Source organism: Geobacillus sp. WSUCF-018B, from assembly GCF_002809985.1.
GTDB classification, from domain to species: Bacteria; Bacillota; Bacilli; order Bacillales; family Anoxybacillaceae; genus Geobacillus; species Geobacillus thermophilus.
This window is the reverse complement of record NZ_PIJF01000029.1, coordinates 1-18344: the sequence shown is the minus strand read 5'-3', so window position 1 is coordinate 18344 and position 18344 is coordinate 1. Positions and strand designations below refer to the sequence as shown.

The 18344-nt window shown below is 51.6% G+C and carries 17 protein-coding genes; 2 read left to right on the top strand and 15 right to left on the bottom strand.

The features are described 5' to 3' along the window. Positions 1-18 precede the first annotated feature (18 nt). The 11 genes from CV944_RS09965 to CV944_RS09915 all read right to left on the bottom strand — a co-directional run bounded on the left by CV944_RS09965 (position 19) and on the right by CV944_RS09915 (position 13859). Complete coding sequence (locus CV944_RS09965; protein ID WP_100659000.1) at positions 19-2220, bottom strand: dihydroxy-acid dehydratase domain-containing protein; 2202 nt, start codon at positions 2218-2220, stop codon at positions 19-21. Between the two features lie 12 nt (positions 2221-2232). Next, entirely contained in the window at positions 2233-3498 is a 1266-nt protein-coding gene (locus CV944_RS09960; protein WP_100658999.1) for a nickel pincer cofactor-dependent isomerase, group 22, read from the bottom strand. 224 nt (positions 3499-3722) lie between these two features. Next, the gene (locus CV944_RS09955) at positions 3723-4787 is read right to left on the bottom strand and encodes a TRAP transporter substrate-binding protein (RefSeq protein WP_100658998.1); all 1065 of its coding nucleotides are present in this window, start codon (positions 4785-4787) and stop codon (positions 3723-3725) included. A 39-nt stretch (positions 4788-4826) separates the two neighbouring features. Then, positions 4827-6110, bottom strand: a complete 1284-nt coding sequence (locus CV944_RS09950) for a TRAP transporter large permease subunit (protein WP_100658997.1) — start codon at positions 6108-6110, stop codon at positions 4827-4829. Beyond that, positions 6111-6656: a TRAP transporter small permease gene (locus CV944_RS09945; RefSeq protein WP_100659031.1), complete on the bottom strand. Its 546-nt coding sequence runs from the start codon at positions 6654-6656 to the stop codon at positions 6111-6113. An 80-nt stretch (positions 6657-6736) separates the two neighbouring features. After that, the gene (locus CV944_RS09940; RefSeq protein WP_100658996.1) at positions 6737-7765 is read right to left on the bottom strand and encodes a TRAP transporter substrate-binding protein; all 1029 of its coding nucleotides are present in this window, start codon (positions 7763-7765) and stop codon (positions 6737-6739) included. Between the two features lie 470 nt (positions 7766-8235). Then, entirely contained in the window at positions 8236-9183 is a 948-nt protein-coding gene (locus tag CV944_RS09935; RefSeq protein WP_100664115.1) for an aldo/keto reductase family protein, read from the bottom strand. A 325-nt stretch (positions 9184-9508) separates the two neighbouring features. Next, positions 9509-10576, bottom strand: coding sequence for a MupG family TIM beta-alpha barrel fold protein (locus tag CV944_RS09930; protein WP_100664128.1), 1068 nt, complete (start codon positions 10574-10576; stop codon positions 9509-9511). Positions 10577-10588: 12 nt separating this feature from the next. Beyond that, positions 10589-11953, bottom strand: a complete 1365-nt coding sequence (locus CV944_RS09925) for a PTS transporter subunit EIIC (RefSeq protein ID WP_050367369.1) — start codon at positions 11951-11953, stop codon at positions 10589-10591. A 23-nt stretch (positions 11954-11976) separates the two neighbouring features. After that, a complete protein-coding gene (gene murQ, locus CV944_RS09920) occupies positions 11977-12864 on the bottom strand; it encodes an N-acetylmuramic acid 6-phosphate etherase (RefSeq protein ID WP_033009755.1) in 888 nt (295 codons plus the stop codon). Positions 12865-13001: 137 nt separating this feature from the next. Then, positions 13002-13859: a MurR/RpiR family transcriptional regulator gene (locus CV944_RS09915; RefSeq protein WP_100664114.1), complete on the bottom strand. Its 858-nt coding sequence runs from the start codon at positions 13857-13859 to the stop codon at positions 13002-13004. 157 nt (positions 13860-14016) lie between these two features. Between CV944_RS09915 and CV944_RS09910 the strand changes: the two genes are divergently transcribed. Continuing rightward, positions 14017-14544: a YceI family protein gene (locus tag CV944_RS09910; protein WP_015375055.1), complete on the top strand. Its 528-nt coding sequence runs from the start codon at positions 14017-14019 to the stop codon at positions 14542-14544. Positions 14545-14597: 53 nt separating this feature from the next. Here the strand turns inward: CV944_RS09910 and CV944_RS09905 are convergent, their stop codons facing one another. From CV944_RS09905 to CV944_RS09890, 4 genes are all read right to left on the bottom strand, one after another. Beyond that, entirely contained in the window at positions 14598-15374 is a 777-nt protein-coding gene (locus tag CV944_RS09905; RefSeq protein ID WP_021322426.1) for a 3-hydroxybutyrate dehydrogenase, read from the bottom strand. Next, positions 15371-15676, bottom strand: a complete 306-nt coding sequence (locus CV944_RS09900) for a 4a-hydroxytetrahydrobiopterin dehydratase (protein ID WP_100664113.1) — start codon at positions 15674-15676, stop codon at positions 15371-15373. Before CV944_RS09900 ends, CV944_RS09905 begins: the two co-directional genes overlap by 4 nt. Before the next feature lie 2 nt (positions 15677-15678). Continuing rightward, entirely contained in the window at positions 15679-16266 is a 588-nt protein-coding gene (locus CV944_RS09895) for a Uma2 family endonuclease (protein WP_100664112.1), read from the bottom strand. Between the two features lie 126 nt (positions 16267-16392). Continuing rightward, the gene (locus CV944_RS09890; RefSeq protein ID WP_100664127.1) at positions 16393-17643 is read right to left on the bottom strand and encodes an esterase/lipase family protein; all 1251 of its coding nucleotides are present in this window, start codon (positions 17641-17643) and stop codon (positions 16393-16395) included. A gap of 192 nt (positions 17644-17835) precedes the next feature. On the opposite strand from CV944_RS09890, the gene CV944_RS09885 reads away from it, so the two are divergent. Further along, the gene (locus CV944_RS09885) at positions 17836-18282 is read left to right on the top strand and encodes a CBO0543 family protein (RefSeq protein ID WP_233204989.1); all 447 of its coding nucleotides are present in this window, start codon (positions 17836-17838) and stop codon (positions 18280-18282) included. The last annotated feature ends 62 nt before the right edge of the window (positions 18283-18344 follow it).

The following is an 18344-nucleotide window of genomic DNA, read 5'->3' as shown; positions in this document are numbered from 1 at the left end:
ATCACTTCAATCCTCCCGTTATGATCGTTTGACTGTAGGAAGGACCACATCCTTTTTGTAGTCATACACGGCCTCTTCGGCAATCGGCAGCGGAACAACTCCATGGGCGGCATCGGTATGCCCAATCAATCGGTTGCTCGCCGCAATCCGCCGTTGGCGCTTGCGCATCGCCGCCACGCGTTGGTTGGCGATTTCCGTTCTTTCCTGCTTGATCGATTCAAACTCGAACCGTAGAGTTCCATTTCGGAACGCCAATTCATTGATAAATTCGATTCTCCGCTCACGAAGGCCAATGTAGAGAAGATCCCCCGTTTTTAAATACAAAATGCCTCCGCCGCGAATGGCTTCCGGCGTCATATGTCCGATGGCCGCTCCATACGTGACGCCTGAATAGCGCCCATCGCTGATCAGCGTCGCGATCCGTTTTAGCTGTCTGTTCGCGTTAATATGCTGCATCGGGGTGAACATTTCCGGCATGCCAAATGCCTCTGGCCCCTGGCCGGCAATCACAACCGCGATTTTCAGCGCCCCTTCCCTTGCCATCGCATCAAACAGGTCGTCATATTCATGATCTTTCAATGGCTCAAACAAATGCGGCGCGTTATGTTTCAAGACAGCGAGCAAGCTTTGATGGTGAAAACAACGGTTTTGTTTGATTTTTTCCAATAAATGAACATCAAGCAGCCCCTCGTTGGCATCGTCTTCGTTCTCGTAATACAGGACAAAGGCGACTTTCTTGTCAAACTCGTCAATTTGCCTTGTCGCCATGCCGCTGATTTTCACCACCGCACTTTCAAAGAAGTTGCCTGACAACACGTCGACTCCGCTAAACGGCCGTCTCGGTTTGGATAAGATGACCGGATTGTGCTCGACGTTTTGCGCCGACAGCTGCGCTTGGTTGACAGACAGTCTTTCCCGCCATGTCGTTCCGGTTACCGTCGGAGCATCCACATCCATCGGCACCCCATTGTTCATCAGTTCATGGAATACTGTTTCCATTCCCCGGATCTTCCCGCTGCAGCACTGAACAGCCAGTGCGAAAATGTCTCTTCCTTCCGTTAAACTATAGTCAAATAAATCCGGCACTGGCACTTCATGATGGATGCGATCATACTCCCACAGGTCGAACTGATAGCCCCCATAAAGCATAGCCGCCACAATATGCATCATAATGTTCGTCGATCCGCCGGTGGCGCTGTGGATGCGAATCGCGTTTTTGATGTTGGCCGCCATAATATTGGCCACTCCATACACCGGATCATTCATTAAATGGGCGAGGCTGTCCAACGCCATATTGATTTGTTCCTGCGTCGGCGGGGCGGCGAGCAATTCCAAGGCGGGATGAATCAATCCCAATCCGGCGATCAAATGCCGGGAGCTGTTGCCGGTTCCGTTAAAGGCGCACACTCCGCCTTGGCTGTCACAGGTCGCTACCGCCAACCGTTTTTCATAGTCTTCGTGCTGCTCTTTCGTGATGAGCCCTTTTCCTCTCGCTCGTTCGAGCACCCCTTGAAACGCCGTGTTGGAAGAGCACTGCAAAATATACGCAAGCGCATCCCGCAAGTCATAGGCAATGTCTTCTTCCCCGGCAAGTTCCGCCCGTCGGGCGACTTCTTCCAGCTCGGCATACAACTTAGGCGGAATCGTCCCGCCTTTTAATACATGGGCTGGCGCAAATGTCGCGAAGAAAGGCGGCTCCCCCCGCTCGCGGCGGACGCGGTCAAGATGGGCCAACGCGCTGACTACGCCAAGCGGCTGCTTGTCACACCCTTGAATGACAAACGCCCCGTGGTAGCTGTGCGCTTCCAGTTGGTTTACAATCATTTGCGCCACGGCGTTGCGGCTTTGCAGCGAATAGCTCATGCCTTGATTGCTTTGCGCCGTCCCGTCGCACATCACCGGTGTCGAAAATTGAAACGGCACACCGCCATTTTGCCAAATGCGAATCGCCGCCCGGGCGATCGTTTGAAAATCCATAATGTGGGCCGGATGGTCAGGCGACCCGCCAATAATCGCAATTCTCGGAGCATTATGATGCAGCCGGTCATAAATTTCCTCCAGCGTCCAGTCTGGTTGCACTCCTTTTAGTTCAGGGCCTAAAATTTGTTTCGCCCGGTCGAGCAGCCCGGCGACGCATATCGGCTCGTTGGCCTTTCCTTGGACGTTGTCACGGTATGGATTGACTCGGCTCTCAATGCGCGGGTAAGTAACCGCTGGCATTACACATCCCCCTTAATGTTCTATTGTTATGGAAAAGTCCATTTCCATCGGCGTTGACAAAATTTCAATTTCTTCCATTTGACGCGCCTCATCCAAAAGGCTTTCAGAAACCCAAATCTCCCGAAGCGCCAGCGTGTTTTTGATCCTCACCATTCTCACCTTGCTTAGATCAAAGGCGTTGCATGTTTTAATCGCTGCTTTTACCGCCAACTCTTCCGTTTCGAAAAACATCGGCAGTTTAACTACTGAAACGACCGTGCTCGTCAAAGCATTTGCAAATCCTTTTTCCCAAATGATCTGGTCTTTCACTTTTTTAGTTGTGATATCGGCTAATCCAATGCCATTGGCGTTGCCGTCGGTCTTTTCCGACAAACCTAGGACGACGATTCGCGCAATGTCTGGACCACCGCTTGCATAAGGAGTCGCATACCTGCCGGTAATGTTCGGATCCATGCCGTCGCCGGAAATATCCTTCCCGATTTCATCAACAACAAGCACATCGAGCGGAGTGAACATAATCTTCGGCATAAGCGACTTCGCCTCAATCAACAACTCAGGCTCCACCGTTTCAAACTGCTCGGCCGGAATCGCCACGATTTTGGCTGGGCGATCATACGCATTCTCCAGCACAGCCACGCCAAACACAATGGGTGCCCGTTGAATGGCGATTTTTGCCATCTCAACTACATGCCGCGCCATATACTTAAAGCTATATTGGTGGGCAGCTTCCGCCCCCTTTTGCTTGCCGAGGCCGATCGTAATCATTTTCATTAATCCGCTCTCCACCGGTCCACGAAAAGCCGTATGGGGCTTTACTCGGTTAACGACAACGATTTTATCCGCCTCGTAGGCCAGTTTGTCTATATAAACAGGCAGCCCATTGTCCAACTTCCCGATTTCCACAACATCCATGTTTGAGCGGATCGGAACCCCGACAAATTCCTCTGTCACCCCTAAATGGGCAAGCACTTCTTTCTGTCCTTCCGCCGTCGCCCCTCCATGGCTTCCCATTGCCGGTACGATAAACGGGACGCCGCCTGCTTGCTTTACCGCGTTTGCCACTTCCCGGACAATGATCGGGATATCGGCAATGCCGCGGCTTCCAACAGCGATTGCCACTTGGTCGCCAGGGGAAATGCGTTGGAGAACGTTCGCTTGGCGAATGCTTTGATGCACCGCCTTGGGAACATCCCGAATTTCCGGGGCATAAAAGTTTTGACGAACTTTTGCCATTTTAGGAATGGGCACATCTTTAAGCATTTGCTCAAGAATCTTCATTTTTTCTTCCCTCATTTTCTAACATGGCATTGTTCGCTCTTCTTGCCACCGTGCCAGCTTGTTAGGTGATAAAGTAAAGACGGACATGGAGGTCGGAATTTCTTTATTACAACCTATATAGTTTGGCAAGCCGATCATCACAACAAGCCAGTCTTCTTTCTCCCTCGCTTTACAACAAGAGGCAAGGAAAGAGAGCAACCAGCCATTGCCCTCTTCCAACAACATCATTTTTGATTGCGGATCTTGTCCAGCTCGCCATACATTTCGTTCACTAAATCTTCGCCGAACTCTTTCGCGTATTTCTCAACAACTGGCTTAATGATTTCAGCCATTTTTTCACGTTCTTGATCGCTGACTTCGTTGATGTTTATCCCTGTCTTTTTCAACTCTTCCAATGCTTTTTGATCCTCTTCGCGGCTCAGTTGCCGTTGATATTTTCCAGCTTCAATTGCAGCCTCTTGTAAAATCTTTTGTTCCTCAGGCGATAACTGATCCCAAAACTTCTTGCTGACGAGGAATACAAATGGAGTGTAAACGTGCTTGGTTAAGCTCAAATATTTTTGCACTTCGTAAAATTTATTTGACTTAATCGTTGCCAATGGATTTTCTTGACCATCAATAGTGTTGCTTTCCAGTGCTGTGAACACTTCTGAAAAAGGCATCGGTGTCGGATTGGCGCCAAGCGCTTTAAACGCATCAATATGCACTTCGTTTTGCATCGTCCGCAACTTCAATCCTTTAAAATCGCCGGCTGTCTTGATGGCGTGTTTGCTGTTTGTTACGTTCCGAAATCCATTTTCCCAGTAACCAAGCCCAATCAACCCGTGCTCCGGCAGTTTCTCCAACAATTTTTGGCCTATCGGCCCGTCCAAAATAGCGTCAGCCTCTTCAGGTGTGTTAAAGAGGAACGGAAAATCGAAAATGCCGAACTCTTTGATCATCCCAACAAGCGGTGAAGTCGATGGGATTGTAACTTCTTGTGTTCCAGCCTGAAGTGCTTCTGTCATTTTTAAGTCATCGCCTAAAGTAGCACTGAAGTATGTTTGAACTTTCATTTTGCCGCTGCTTTTTTCCTCAACAATCTCTTTGAACTTGAGCAATCCTTGGCCTTGTGGATGGTCTTCGTTCAAGCCAATTCCCGCTTTAATCACTCGCGGTTGAATTCCTTCCGATTCGGTCTTGGCGGTATTCCCCCCTTGAGTCGTTCCTGAACTGCACGCGGTCAGGAAAAGCAAGCCCATAGCTATGCAGCCGGTCATTATCTTTCGGATCACATTTCTTTTTTTCATAGTCCTCGCAACCCCCTTACTATTTAATAGGAATATTCATCAACTGCCCGTAAACCACCCAAGCGGCACCGTGACGAGAGACGGGAAGAAAATCAACAGAAGCAACAGAAGCGTCTCCACCAGCAAAAACGGCCAAACTCCTTTCATGATGTCCTCCATGTTGATTTTCGCCACCCCGCAGGCAACGTTCAGCACCGTGCCAACCGGCGGCGTGAGCAGCCCAATGCAGTTGTTTAAAATAAACAATACCCCGAAGTACACCGGATCGATTCCCGCTTTTTCAATAATCGGCATCAGCACCGGCGTCAAAATGAGCACTGTCGGCGTCAAGTCCATCGCCGTTCCGACCAACAGCACCAAGGCGTTAATGGCCAAAAGCAGCGCGAGCGGATGGTCGATGAGCGGCGCGAGCACATCTGTCACGATCGACGGAATGTTGGCGACTGTAATGAGCCAGGCCGACACCATGGCGGCCGCCACCAAAAACATGACGACGCTCGTCGTTTTCGCCGCGGCCACGAGCACGTGGAACAAGTCTTTCACTTTCAGCTCGCGGTAAATGCACAGACCGACAAACAACGCGTAAAACGCGGCCACGACCGCCGCCTCGGTCGGCGTAAACACCCCTCCGCGCAGCCCGCCGACAATGATCACCGGCAGCAGCAGCGCCCAAAACGCCTCGCGGGTCGCCCGCCAAATCTCTTTCGCCGACTGACGTGGAAGCACTTCCACTTGATCTCTTCGGGTCACCCACCACCAGCAGATGGCCAGTGAAATGCCAAGCAAAATCCCGGGAACAATGCCGGCCATAAACAGCTTCGTGATCGACACGCCGCTTGTGACCCCGAAAATGATCATCGGAATGCTCGGCGGGATGATCGGGGCGATGATGCCGCCGGCAGCGATAAGGCCGGCTGACCGGTTGCGGTTGTACCCAGCTTTGACCATCATCGGGATGAGAATCGCCCCAAGCGCCGCTGTATCGGCCACCGCCGACCCCGACAACCCGGCGAACAACACGCTCGCGATGATCGCCACATACCCGAGCCCGCCGCGGATATGGCCGACAAGCGCCATCGCAAAGCGGATGATCCGCTTCGAAATGCCCCCGGCGTTCATGAGCTCCCCGGCGAGCATAAAGAACGGAATCGCCATCAGCGGAAAGCTGTCTGCGCCGCTGATCAAGTTTTGCGCGATGATTTGCGTATCAAAAATGTCCAAATAAAACATCAAGGCGACGCCGCTGACCAAGAGCGCAAACGCGATCGGCATCCCGAGCGCCATGACCCCTAACAGCGACCCGATAAAAACGACCAACGCCATTTACCGCTCACCTCCAGCGGCGCCTTGCGTTCGCCCGTGCGCCCATTCTGCCGCTTCGTGCTCGACGGGAGCGGCCGTCATGATTTCTTCTTCCGATTCTTTCATTCTCGTCAGCTCCTCAATCGCCCCGGGGCGAAACAGCGCCTGATACAAATGGTACAAAATAATGAGGCCCATGCCGATGCTCACGACAAGCCCGGTCCCATAAATGAACGCCATCGGCAGGCCGGTCGCCGGAGCCCGGCTTCCGACGCTGCTGAGCGTAATTTTCCAGCTTCCGTCCAACAGTAAATAAAGCACATACAGCACGATGACATTGCTGATAACAAATACGATGCGCTTAGCACTGGTCGGCAGTTTTCTTACCAATGTGTCGACGCCTAAATGGTCATGGTCCTTCAAAGCGCCAATGGCTCCAAGAAACGACATCCAAACGAAGAGAAAGCGCGACATTTCTTCCGACCACGTGATGCCGGAGTTAAATGCGTAGCGGAGCACGACGTTGCCGAATACCAAAATGCACATGAAAGCAAGCGTCGCGGCCATCAATACATTCAGAGCGCCATCCAAAAATTTCCCTGCCTTTTTGAACAATTCTCCATCACCCTTTTGACTTTTGGCTTATCTTATTCCGCCTCTGCTTTGATTCTCTTATACAAGTCTTCGGCCCAGTCATATTTTTTGAACAGCTCGTCATAGAGCGGCTGCACAGCTTTTTCCATCTGCTTCACAAACTCATCGTTAGGAGTGGTGAATTTAATCCCATGCTCTTGCAAAAACTTCTTGTCTTCTTCGTAACTTTTTTCCATCAGCTCAAATTCATAGTTGGCTGCCTCTTTAGCTGCTTCTTGAATAATTTTCCGTTGTTCGTCCGTCAAGCTGTCCCAAAACTTTTTATTGACCACATACACATTTGGGCTAAACATATGCTTGGACTCTAATACATCTGTTTGAACTTCGTACCACCCGGAAGCCCGCAATGTCGCAATTGGGTTGTCTTGCCCATCTACCACTTTTTGCTCTAAAGCAGTGAACACTTCCGAAATCGGCAATGGTGTCACGTTAGCTCCCAACAGTTTTCCAATCGTAATATAGTTCGGGATATTAGGCATCCGCAGGCGCAATCCTTTAAAATCGTCGATTGAGTCGATCGTTCTATTTGAAGAAAACATCCGGAACCCATTTGCACTCCACGCCAGCGGAACAACACCATGTTTCGCCTCAAGCTCTGCAGTAATTTCTTTCCCGATCGGACCATTCAACACTTTTTTAACATGTTCAAAATCTTTGAATAAGAACGGCCATTCAGGAACTCCCATTTTGGGGATGTCATTTTGCATAATCAACCCCGGAATCCCCATCTCAATCGTGCCATTGCGAACACCGTTGTAAAACTCCTGCTCTGCACCTAAAGCACTATTAGGATAAATCTCGACCTTAAGACTGCCGCCAGATTTCTCTTCAACGATCTTTTTAAACTTTTCACGCAACGCAACATTTTGCGGGTGACTTTCGGCAAAATAATTGGCCACCTTGATTACCCTAGTTCCACCTGTTTTCCCTCCGGCCGTTGATTTGGATCCGGAACTCCCACAACCGGAAAGTAACAGAAGCAACAGGGATAAGATCACCGAAAAAACTGCCATTCGTCTCATGATACCATCAACTCCTTTTGCAACGCTGTTTTTATTAGAGAAAAAATATGAGGGTTAACTACTACTAAGTTGGAGATTAAGCGCTTTCAGAAAACACTTTCAAAAGACGAGTTTCTGACCTGTTTCTAAACGTCGGAAGATGCCTGTTTAAAAAACTGCCATCGTGTGGTTTGATATAGTAAAAATCAGTTTTGAAAACAATGAAAAAAATTAAAAACATCTAAATCGATTTTGTTTTATATTATAAAACATCGTTTATCAATGTAGTTCATCAGGCCTGATATTTTTATGTTAATCAAAATTTTCCGAACAGTCAATATAAAAAATAAAATTTGCCCTTATTTTTGTACAATGGCGCTGTTTATTTCAACAAAGGCAAATAAAAGTCCTCCTAAACACAATCAACAGCCATAAAAAATGCCATCCTCCCGACGCAAACCTTATCTTCGGGAGAACGGCTCGTTGGCCTGTTACGCCAAAACCCCCTCAATCTTCTCCAGCACCTCATCACTGAGCACAACATGGACCGCCTTGACGTTCTCTTCGACTTGTTCCGGGCGGCTGGCGCCGATTAAGGCGCTGGCGACGTTCGGCTGGCGCAGCACCCAAGCGAGGGCGAGCTGGGACAACGTAATGCCAAGCTCAGCGGCGACTTTTTCGAGCTGTTCGACTTTCGCCAACACGTCATCATTCAGCAGCCGCTGAATAAAGGCGTTCGCCTTCGGGTCGGCGGCGCGGCTGTCCGCTGGCGGTTGTTGGCCGCGCTTGTATTTGCCGGTCAGCACCCCTTGCGCGAGCGGCGAGAAGACGATTTGACTGATGCCGTTTTGTTCGCACACCGGGATGACTTCCTTTTCAATATAGCGGTGGAACATGTTGTATTGCGGCTGATTGACGACGATCCGGTCGAGCAGGTAGCGGTCGGCCACGCCGAGCGCCTCTTGAATTTGCTGGGCCGTCCATTCGCTCACGCCGACATACAGCACTTTTCCTTGGCGGACGAGGTCGTCGATCGTACGCAACGTCTCCTCGACCGGTGTTTCTTTGTCATAGCGGTGGCAATAGTAGATATCGACATAATCCAGTTGCAGCCGCTTTAAGCTCGCATGGAGCTGCTCAAACACATGCTTGCGCGACAGGCCGCGGTCGTTCGGGCCGTCGCCCATCGGCCAAAACACTTTCGTCGCGATGACATACGATTCGCGCGGATATTTGCGCAGCGCCTCGCCGACGATTTTTTCCGCTTCCCCGCGCGCGTAGACGTTCGCCGTGTCAAACGAGTTGATGCCAAGTTCGTACGCCTTGTCAATGACGCGGATCGCGGTTTCTTTTTCTACCGAATTTCCATATGTAAGCCAGCTGCCTAAACTAATCTCACTGACTTTCAGCCCCGTGCGGCCGAGTTTTCGATACTTCATTTGCGGTTTCCTCTCCTTTCAGCATCCATCAATGCCAAATTCTTCATGTCCCATTATAATTCTCGACTGCTGATTTGCAAAGACATTTGCCTTACTTTTGATGGGTCTTTTTCTTGAGTTGAGGCGCACCTAGGGACGGGAAATCACCATCCCTTCACGACCCTCGAATGCCAAAGAAGAGCACCGATGTATTCAACGCCGTTCAACTTGAAACATGGGATGTTGAAGTTGCGTTTCCTGTTAAATTGCCTGTCTTCCGCATGATGATGGGACGGCCCTGAGGACAAGTCAACCTTTTCCTTCCTTGTGCCAACTGCACCTCCCTTCAATTACAACGAATAAGGCAAAACAGGCGGCCGCCTTGAATGCGGCGAAGCAACGGTACATCTTCCTTGATCACCCTGCCGATAACATTGACGTTGTCATCAGCAGGAAGATCCGTTAAGGTGATTTGCAGTTCCCCAGCGTAACGACCGTAGCATTCATTGTCAATCGTCACGCTCCCGATCGGCCGCGGCACCGGTTCGGTGGGATGCAACGCCTCCTGCGGCCATGCAAAGGTGCGGCGCGATTCAACTGAGCGAATCACATCACGGGCCGCGTCACGCCGATTCGTGTGCACCGTTTCGACAAGAGACAGCCAGGGGGCTGATACGATCGGCCGGTAGCGAATAGGAATGATTCCTTGCCGCACCCACGCCATTCGCTCGAGCACATCGTCTGACACCGATAAGTCCCCGACGAACACTTTTTCCACCTTATACGTTTCGCGCAGCTCGATATAGGCAGAAACCGGATCCGCTTCCCGATGATCCTCTAACGTCGGCATCCCTTTGTAAAGCGGACCGCGCTTTTGGGCGTTGCCAGGGACAAAGGCCCCGATTGATGCTATGCCGCATTGGCGCAACATTCGGTTTTGTTTCATGAGCGTGTCGCCCGAAAGCCCAGTTTCCGGGCGCGGGTAAAAGTTATGCCATGCTTCCACACCCGCCCAGTCGATTTGTCGTGATGTCAACTCCTGAATTTCGCGTTCTGTGATCGTACTGGCGTTCAATACGACTTTCATCTGCTTCGAAAGCTGCACCGTTTCATCCCACGAGAAGCCGTCGTCAAGCCGCAGTCCGACCATCCCCCACTCGCTGAGTGCCTTGGCAACGTCAGGGTCGGCTGGCAAGTACGAAAGCACGGCGGGGGTGGCGTCTGCTACCACTCCCACGCCGTAGCGGCGGGCGAGCCGGCCGATCCATTTCAGCTTCTCTTGCTCGCCTAGTTCTTTTCCCTTCAAAAGGTGGAGCGAAGTAAACAGTTCCCTCGCTCCAAAACTCACCGCTTTCCGAAACGCTTCTTCGATTTGTTCAAACGGTTGAAAAAGATAAAAGGAAAAGGAAAGCATCGCCATCCCTCTCTATATATTTTCTGCCATTTCCTCTTTAAACCCGAACCAATAGGTAAACAGAAACCCAAACGCATAGGAAATGACCAGTCCGACGAAATACGTCACATATTTCGCATCAGCAATGAGCGGAATCAATGACAGCCCAGACACGCCGATGCCGAGCGCCGCAGTCTTCATTACCGCCTGAAACGCACCGCCGACCGCCGCCCCGAGGCATGCGGTGACAAACGGCCGCCCAAGCGGCAATGTCACCCCATACAACAGCGGTTCCCCGATGCCTAAAAACCCGACTGGCAGCGCTCCTTTAATGATGTTGCGGAGTCTTTGATTTTTCGTCTTCACATAGACAGCGATCGCCGCTCCGACTTGCCCCGCTCCAGCCATCGCCAAAATAGGCAACAGCGGGGTGGAACCAAGTTTTTGAATCAATTCCATATGAATTGGTGTCAGACCGTGATGCAGTCCAACCATGACAAGCGGCAAAAATGTTCCGGCCAACACCGCGCCGGCAATCACCCCACCCACATCGAGCACTGCTTTCAAGCCAGTTGTAATCGCCATCGACAGCCACCCCGCAATCGGCTGTACAGCGATCAAGGTAAATAGGCAGACGATAAGCACCGTAATCAACGGTGTCACAATGATATCGACCGCGTTTGGGACAAATTGGCGAACACGCTTTTCGATGACCGCCATCAACCATGCTGCTAGCAAGACGGCAAACAGCCCTCCCCTCCCTGGTGTAAGCGCTTCCCCAAATAACTTAACATCCGCCAGCGCCGGGTTGAAGACGAGAATGCCGGCAATCGCTCCTAATACGGGAGTACCGCCGAACTCTTTGGCAGTATTGTATCCGACCAGCACACCAAGGGAAGCAAAAATGCCGCCGCCAATCAAAAGCAACAGCTGCAGCCACGTCGTCTGTGGATCAACGCCGGCGTTTTTCGCAAAGTTGGCGATTCCGTTAATGATCCCTGAGGCGACCAGACCAGGGATGAGCGGGATGAAGATGCTGCCGATTTTGCGCAACAACCGCTTTAGCGGCGTTTGTTGGCGAGCTTTGACCTTCGCTTTTGTCCGCTCCGCGATGTCCTCAAGCCCATCCTCGATCACTTCCCCAAGCTCCAGACCAGTCAGCTCGCATAACGCGGCCGCCACTTTGTTGACAATGCCGGGACCGACGACGATTTGCAGCGTTTCGTCTTCAATCACCCCCATGACTCCCTCAACCCGTTTCAGGGCGGCAATATCCGCTTGATCCGGATCACGCAACGACACGCGCACCCGCGTCATGCAGTGAGCGATGCGGGCAATGTTCTCTTTCCCCCCTAAATGCGAAAGCATCGTTGCCGCCATTTGTTGTTCTCGGTTCATCGTTCCTCTCCCCCTTATCCGCGTTATTTAAGCGCGTTGCGCACAAAACCGCCGGCTTTTTGCAGCCGCTCTTTCGCCTCTTCATAACGACACCCACGTAAAATCATCACAATCGCTGTCTTCACCTCCCCATTTGCTTGTTCATAATAACGGGACGCTTCGTCGGCGCTCACTCCCGTCGCTTCCATCAAAATCCGCTTTGCTCGCTCTTTTAGCTTTTCGTTTGTCGCTTGCACATCGACCATCCAGTTGCCGTATACTTTGCCAATGCCAACCATAGAAGCGGTCGAAATCATATTGAGCACCATTTTTTGCGCTGTTCCAGCCTTGAGGCGAGTCGAACCCGCCAGCACTTCCGGACCAGTTTCAATCTCCACTGCCGCATCGGCGTATTGGCTCATTTCCGCCCCATGATTGCAGGCGATGCTTCCTGTTGCTGCTCCTCTTTTCTTAGCGTAGCGAAGCGCACTCACCACATACGGCGTCCGTCCGCTTGCCGCAATGCCAACGACTACATCGTTTGCCGTCAAGCCCACTGCCTCGAGATCGCGGACGGCCGCTTCTTCATCATCTTCTGCTCCTTCAACTGCATTGGCCACCGCTTCTCGCCCCCCGGCGATCACCGCTTGCACCATCTTGGGATCAACGCCGAACGTCGGCGGACATTCAACGGCATCAAGCAAACCAAGCCGGCCGCTCGTTCCTGCTCCAACATAAATAAGTCTTCCTCCTCTCTGAAACGCGGCAATGACAATATGTACGAGCTTCTCAATGGAATCCAGTTGTTTGGCCACCGCGGCCGCCACTGTCTGATCTTCTTCATTCATCGCTTGTAAAATTTCTCTCGTCGTCATTTCATCCAAATGTTTCGTTTTTTCATTGCCTTGTTCCGTAGTTAGACGTTCGAACAATCTCGTCACCTCTTTACCGAAATTAGAAATTATATTTCATATTTATATTATAAATTTATGAAATAAAATATCAATCTATTCTTTTTTTATTTGAAACATTCCCACAAAAAGCAAAGCAGGCTCGTCTCAAGCCCGCTTTATCTTCGCAACCGCACTACTTCTTCTCTTGTCTCGTGAAACCGTTCGATCACCCGGCTTCCCACACGATGGAACGTAATTAAATACAAGGCATCAATCACATTAAGCTGCACCATTCTCGATGCCATGCTGCCGATGCGGTGGTCTTGCTCAACATCCGGCAGCGCCAATTTAATATCCGCTTCTTTATACAGCGGGGACGTTGAATCCAGCTTCGTGATGGCGATGACAGTGGCCTTCTGCTTTTTCGCGAATCGGGCGATCTCCAATACGTCCTTTGTCCTTCCCGACGTCGATACCGCTACCAACACATCTCCTTCGTTCAAATGGGCAACCAATGGAAGCATTACATGGAAATCGGGCGACATCACCGCCATATAGCCAAGTTTCGTGAACTTATAACTGGCATCCATCGCGGCGGCCGCAGAGCCGCCAACCCCATAAAACAACAGCTTGCCGGCGTTGGCAATCGCCGCGGCCGCCTTCTCCAGCTCCCGCTTATCAAGCGTCGTGGTCGCTGCTTCAATCGCGGCCTTATTGACATACGTCACTTTCGTAAACAATTCATACGGGGAAACCGGTTTGTCAAGAATTGGAAAATCGTTAATGCTCATATCGGCCATTGTTAACTCGCGGACAAGCGCCAGTTTCAATCCAGGAAAACTGCCGATGCCGACTGCCTTGCAAAAACGAACGACGCTCGCTTCGCTTGTGTCAGCCGCCTGGGCCAAATCCTTCGTCGTCATATTCGGCACGAGTTCGGCATGGTCGAGAATGTAGGCGGCTATCTTTTTTTCCGCCGGTGAAAACCGTTCCATTTGCTGTTTGATTTTCGCTAAAAGGCCGATTTCATTCATCTTATTCTCCCTTTCCGCACATCATTTTTCTTTCATCTTATCATGGAAAGCCCCCTGTGCTCCATACTAATAATCTTTAATAAAAAATATTTGATTTCGAGATATACATTTGTTATGATAGTGGTGCGAATATGAATCATAAAGAGGAGGAAAAGCGATGACAACATTCCAACTCGACAAAGCGCACAGCTCTGTCGCCTTCCAAGTAAGACATATGATGATCTCCAAAGCGAAAGGGGAATTCACCAACTTTGACGTTGAGGTCGAAGGCGACATCAACGAACTCGAGTCGCTGAAAGTCAAAGCGACGATCGATGCCGCCTCGATCGACACGAAAAACGCCGACCGCGACAACCATCTCCGCTCGGCCGACTTTTTCGATGTCGAGAACTATCCAACCATTACGTTTGTCAGTGAATCCGTGCGCAAGCTGTCCGACACGGAATATGAAGTGACCGGGAAGCTGACGATCCGCGGCGTGACGAGAACGGAAACGTTCAAAGTCGAATACAACGGCCAAGTGAAAAACCCGCTCACCGGCGGCATCTCGGTCGGTTTTGATGTCGAAGGAACGATCAACCGCGAAGACTACGGGTTGGTATGGAACGTCGCGCTCGAAACCGGCGGATTCCTCGTCGGGAAAGAAGTCAAAATCCTCGCGAGCTTTGAATTCGCTCTCAGCTGAACGACCAAGCAACAAGCCCTTAGCCATTTGCGAGGCTAAGGGCTTATCGCGCTTCATTGCGCCGTATACCCGCCATCGATCACGACCGCCTGGCCGGTGATTCCTTTCGCTTGTTCGCCTGCCAAAAAGAGAACATAATGGGCGACTTCTTCAACGGACAAGAGCCGCCGCTGCGGCACGAGCGGGTAAATCACTTCCTCGAGCACCTTCTCAAGCGGCACCTTTCTCGTCGCCGCCAAATCAGCGAGCTGATTGCGGACGAGTTCTGTGTCGACATACCCCGGACAAAGTGCGTTCACCGTAATGCCGTACGGTGCCCCTTCTAGCGCCGCCACTTTCGTTAAGCCGATCACCCCGTGTTTTGCGCTGTTGTAGGCGGCTTTTCCGGCAAACCCGATCAATCCGTTAATCGACGCCATGTTGATAATGCGGCCGTAGCGCTGCTCCTTCATCAGCGGAAACGCATGCTTAATGGCCAAAAACGGGCCGACGAGCATGACGCGGATCAACTGCTCGAACTTCTCGGTCGGAAAGTCTTCAATATTGGCGACATATTGCAAACCGGCGTTGTTCACGACAATATCGAGACGCTCCCACCGTTTGACCGCTTCATGGATCGTTTGTTTCACCTCTTCTTCCGCCGTCACATCACACTTGACGCCGACGGCCTCGCAGCCTAGCTGCCGCAACGACTCTGCCGCCTGTTCCACCTCTTCCTGCTTCAAGTCGGCAAGCACGACGTTCACGCCGTTGGTTGCCAACGTTTTCGCCACTTCATAACCGATCCCCCGCGCCGCTCCGGTGACGAGGGCTGTGCGATGCGCCATCATTCCCCTTCCCCCTGCTTCATCTGGTTATACACCTCATCATACTGCTTCGCCAAGTCAAAATCGAGCTTCGTCAGCCCTTTCGCCCGCCATGAAGACAGTTTCACGGTGATAAGCTTGTAGTCGATCGAAATGAACGGGTGGTGGTTGGCGTCTTCCGAAATCGCGGCGATTCGCCGGACAAACTCGATTCCTTGCAAGTAGTCTTGAAAACGGTATTTTTTCACAATCCACCGCTCATCGACCAGCTTCCAGCCGTCCGCTTTTTCAAGCAGTGCTTGCACTTCCTCTTCCGCTAACCGCATCGTTATCCCTCACCCTCTATATTTTGAAATATGCCAGCCAGCGAAACCGTCAAATCAGCGAACAAAAACGAGACGAGCACATCGCCTTCGCCAAAGACGCTCCGCTTCTCATACCCTTTCTCACCGCGGCCGTACACTTCCACCGTCCGATGCAGCGGGTCGACGATCCAATATTCCTTGACGCCAAACTGTTCGTACAGCTTATATTTTTCGTTCCGATCTTTCAGCGCAGTGCTCGGCGAAAGCACTTCCACTACCAAGTCAGGCGGACCATCGCAGCCTCGGCTGCCAATTTGGCTTTGATCGCAAATGACCGAGATGTCTGGCTGCACGACATGCTTGGCTTGTTCATAGTCGGCCTGTTCATCGAACCGCACATCAAACGGCGCCATGACAACCGCACATCCTTTTTCGCGAAAAAACGCTCGCAAAGCGACATACCATTCACCGACGATAGACTGGCGGACAAATGAAGGGGCCGGTGCCATGTTGTAGGGCACGCCGTTGATCAGCTCCCACCATCCGTCCCACTTGACATAATCTTGATACGTATACCGTTCCTTTTGCCGCTCAGGCGGCTTCACGTCCATTCCCCCACCCGCTTGCTTTGCCCCTATTATACCATCGGACATCCGCGGCCGTCATACAACTCAAGAGCTTGCTCCTCAAAAAAAAGAGCCATCCGATCGAGATGGCTTTTTCGCAAAATACTCGTTTTAAGGCCGCAAACTCGCCAGTTGCTCGGCAAGCCGCAAATAAAAGGCGCGAATATTAAATGACGGATTCGGGTCAACGCCGATGACTTCCAAATGGTCGACGTTGTACGTCCCCATATCATTCCAAACTCCTTTTTTCAACGTCCCGTCATACGGCACGATTCGATCGTTTGATCCACGCTTCGGACCGTTCATCGAAATGGTATTGACAATGCCGTCGTTCCCAAGCCAATGGCTGTCAATGCCAAGCGCCGCATTGCGGTACGAACCGAGAAACGGAGCGCATACGACCGCGCTGAATGCGTTCATTCCGAGTTCGGGATAATAGTTGCCTGTGAGCGCTCCGCGATACGTCCGTTCGGTAGAAAAGCTCAAATAATACGTATTCGGGCTTGCTTGCACCCATTGATTCAACTTCTCAGCCCCGGGAACGGATAAATCGTAGCGGGCGGTATCGGTCGATGTCCAGACAGGGGAGCGCTTGAGCCGTTCAAAATAATGGTCGAACGATTCGCCTGGCTCGCGGCGCAGCCCCCATTGGTCGAGCTTAAAATCGTATATTTCGCTTGTGTACGGCGCGTTGCTGGCGACAGCCGCCGCTTCCAACACCGCTTTTTGCAAGTCAAAAAAGCGATCGGTGAAATCAACCATGTTGACAAGCGTCGTTCCGTCATGAGGGGTGGCGATGGTCGTCACGCTCAACACAAAACGATGTCCGCCTTCAAACAACGGCGACAACGACACGTTGTGCGCCTTGGCGTACTCCCGCTCTTCTTGGCTTCCGTTCTCTAGGAGCGAGACAAGCATACGGGCCGTCTGCCCCCCTTGGCTGTGGGCGATGATATGGATGCGGCCACCCCTTTTCAATTCCGGCAGCAACCCCGGATACGTGCGGCCAAACCGCGCATGGCCGTGCTTCGCCGCATGGACCGCGCCATAATCGACCGTTCCGCCGACAAGCTGGGCGTACGCTTCACACGCCCGGTCCCAGTTGCTCGAGAGCGGTCCGACCGCCAGCGTATACGTTCGATATCCGTTGTCGTTCAGCCATTGTTCGATATCGCCGCGCACGCCGCCCCAATACTTGAATCCAAGCATTTCCTCTCGCCCCCATCCGGTAAACCCATGGAGAAGCACGATGGGTGCATCATTGGCGCGTGGAGATGCCGCTTCCGTCCGCCCTCCCGGGACCGATAGGCCGAACACAAACCATAATCCGAGCAACACAACCATCACCCGGCAGCCTTTCATCATCCTATCCTTCTCCTTCCCTCACATAAACGGAATCTTTTTGTTCATAATTATCTAAATATTCTATATATATTAACCGACTGATTCAATCCCGGCAATTGTCGGGTTTTTCTGTGAGAGAAAGAGAAAAGCGCATGTTTGTGCCGGCGCATTTCGTTTCCCGCCGACAATGGAAGGTGGCTGCACTCTGGCATGGCAGCGTTCCATCACGGCCTCGTACGGATGGTTGGCTATTCTTCTTTCATGCGCGCTAGCCGCCGCGCCTACGTGGCTTCAGCGCTGCTTGCGTCTTGGACGGGGACGTATTTGGATTTGTATTTCGTGGGAAAAGGGCTGTATGCGTTCCCGAAACGGCCCTTTCCTTCTGTCTTTTCGATCGATATTTTCTTTACGGCCGTCGTTCTTCCGCTCGGCACCGTCTTCTTTCTTGCCCTCATGGAGCGGCTTAGCCGCCTTGGGCGCATGGGGCTCATCGCTGCATTGTCGGCATTGGCGGCCGCATTGGAGGCCAAAGCCGAGACGTACGGTTTGTTCACCCACACGGCCGAATGGAGCCATTGGTATTCAGTTGCCGGTTACGGTCTTTTTCTTTCAATAATATGGGTTCATCACCAAAAGATGTACTTGCACCTGTCATGAAAGTATGTTAGCTGTTTCTAGCCGAACCCGCAATGCAAAACGCTGGATATTTCTGTATCCGT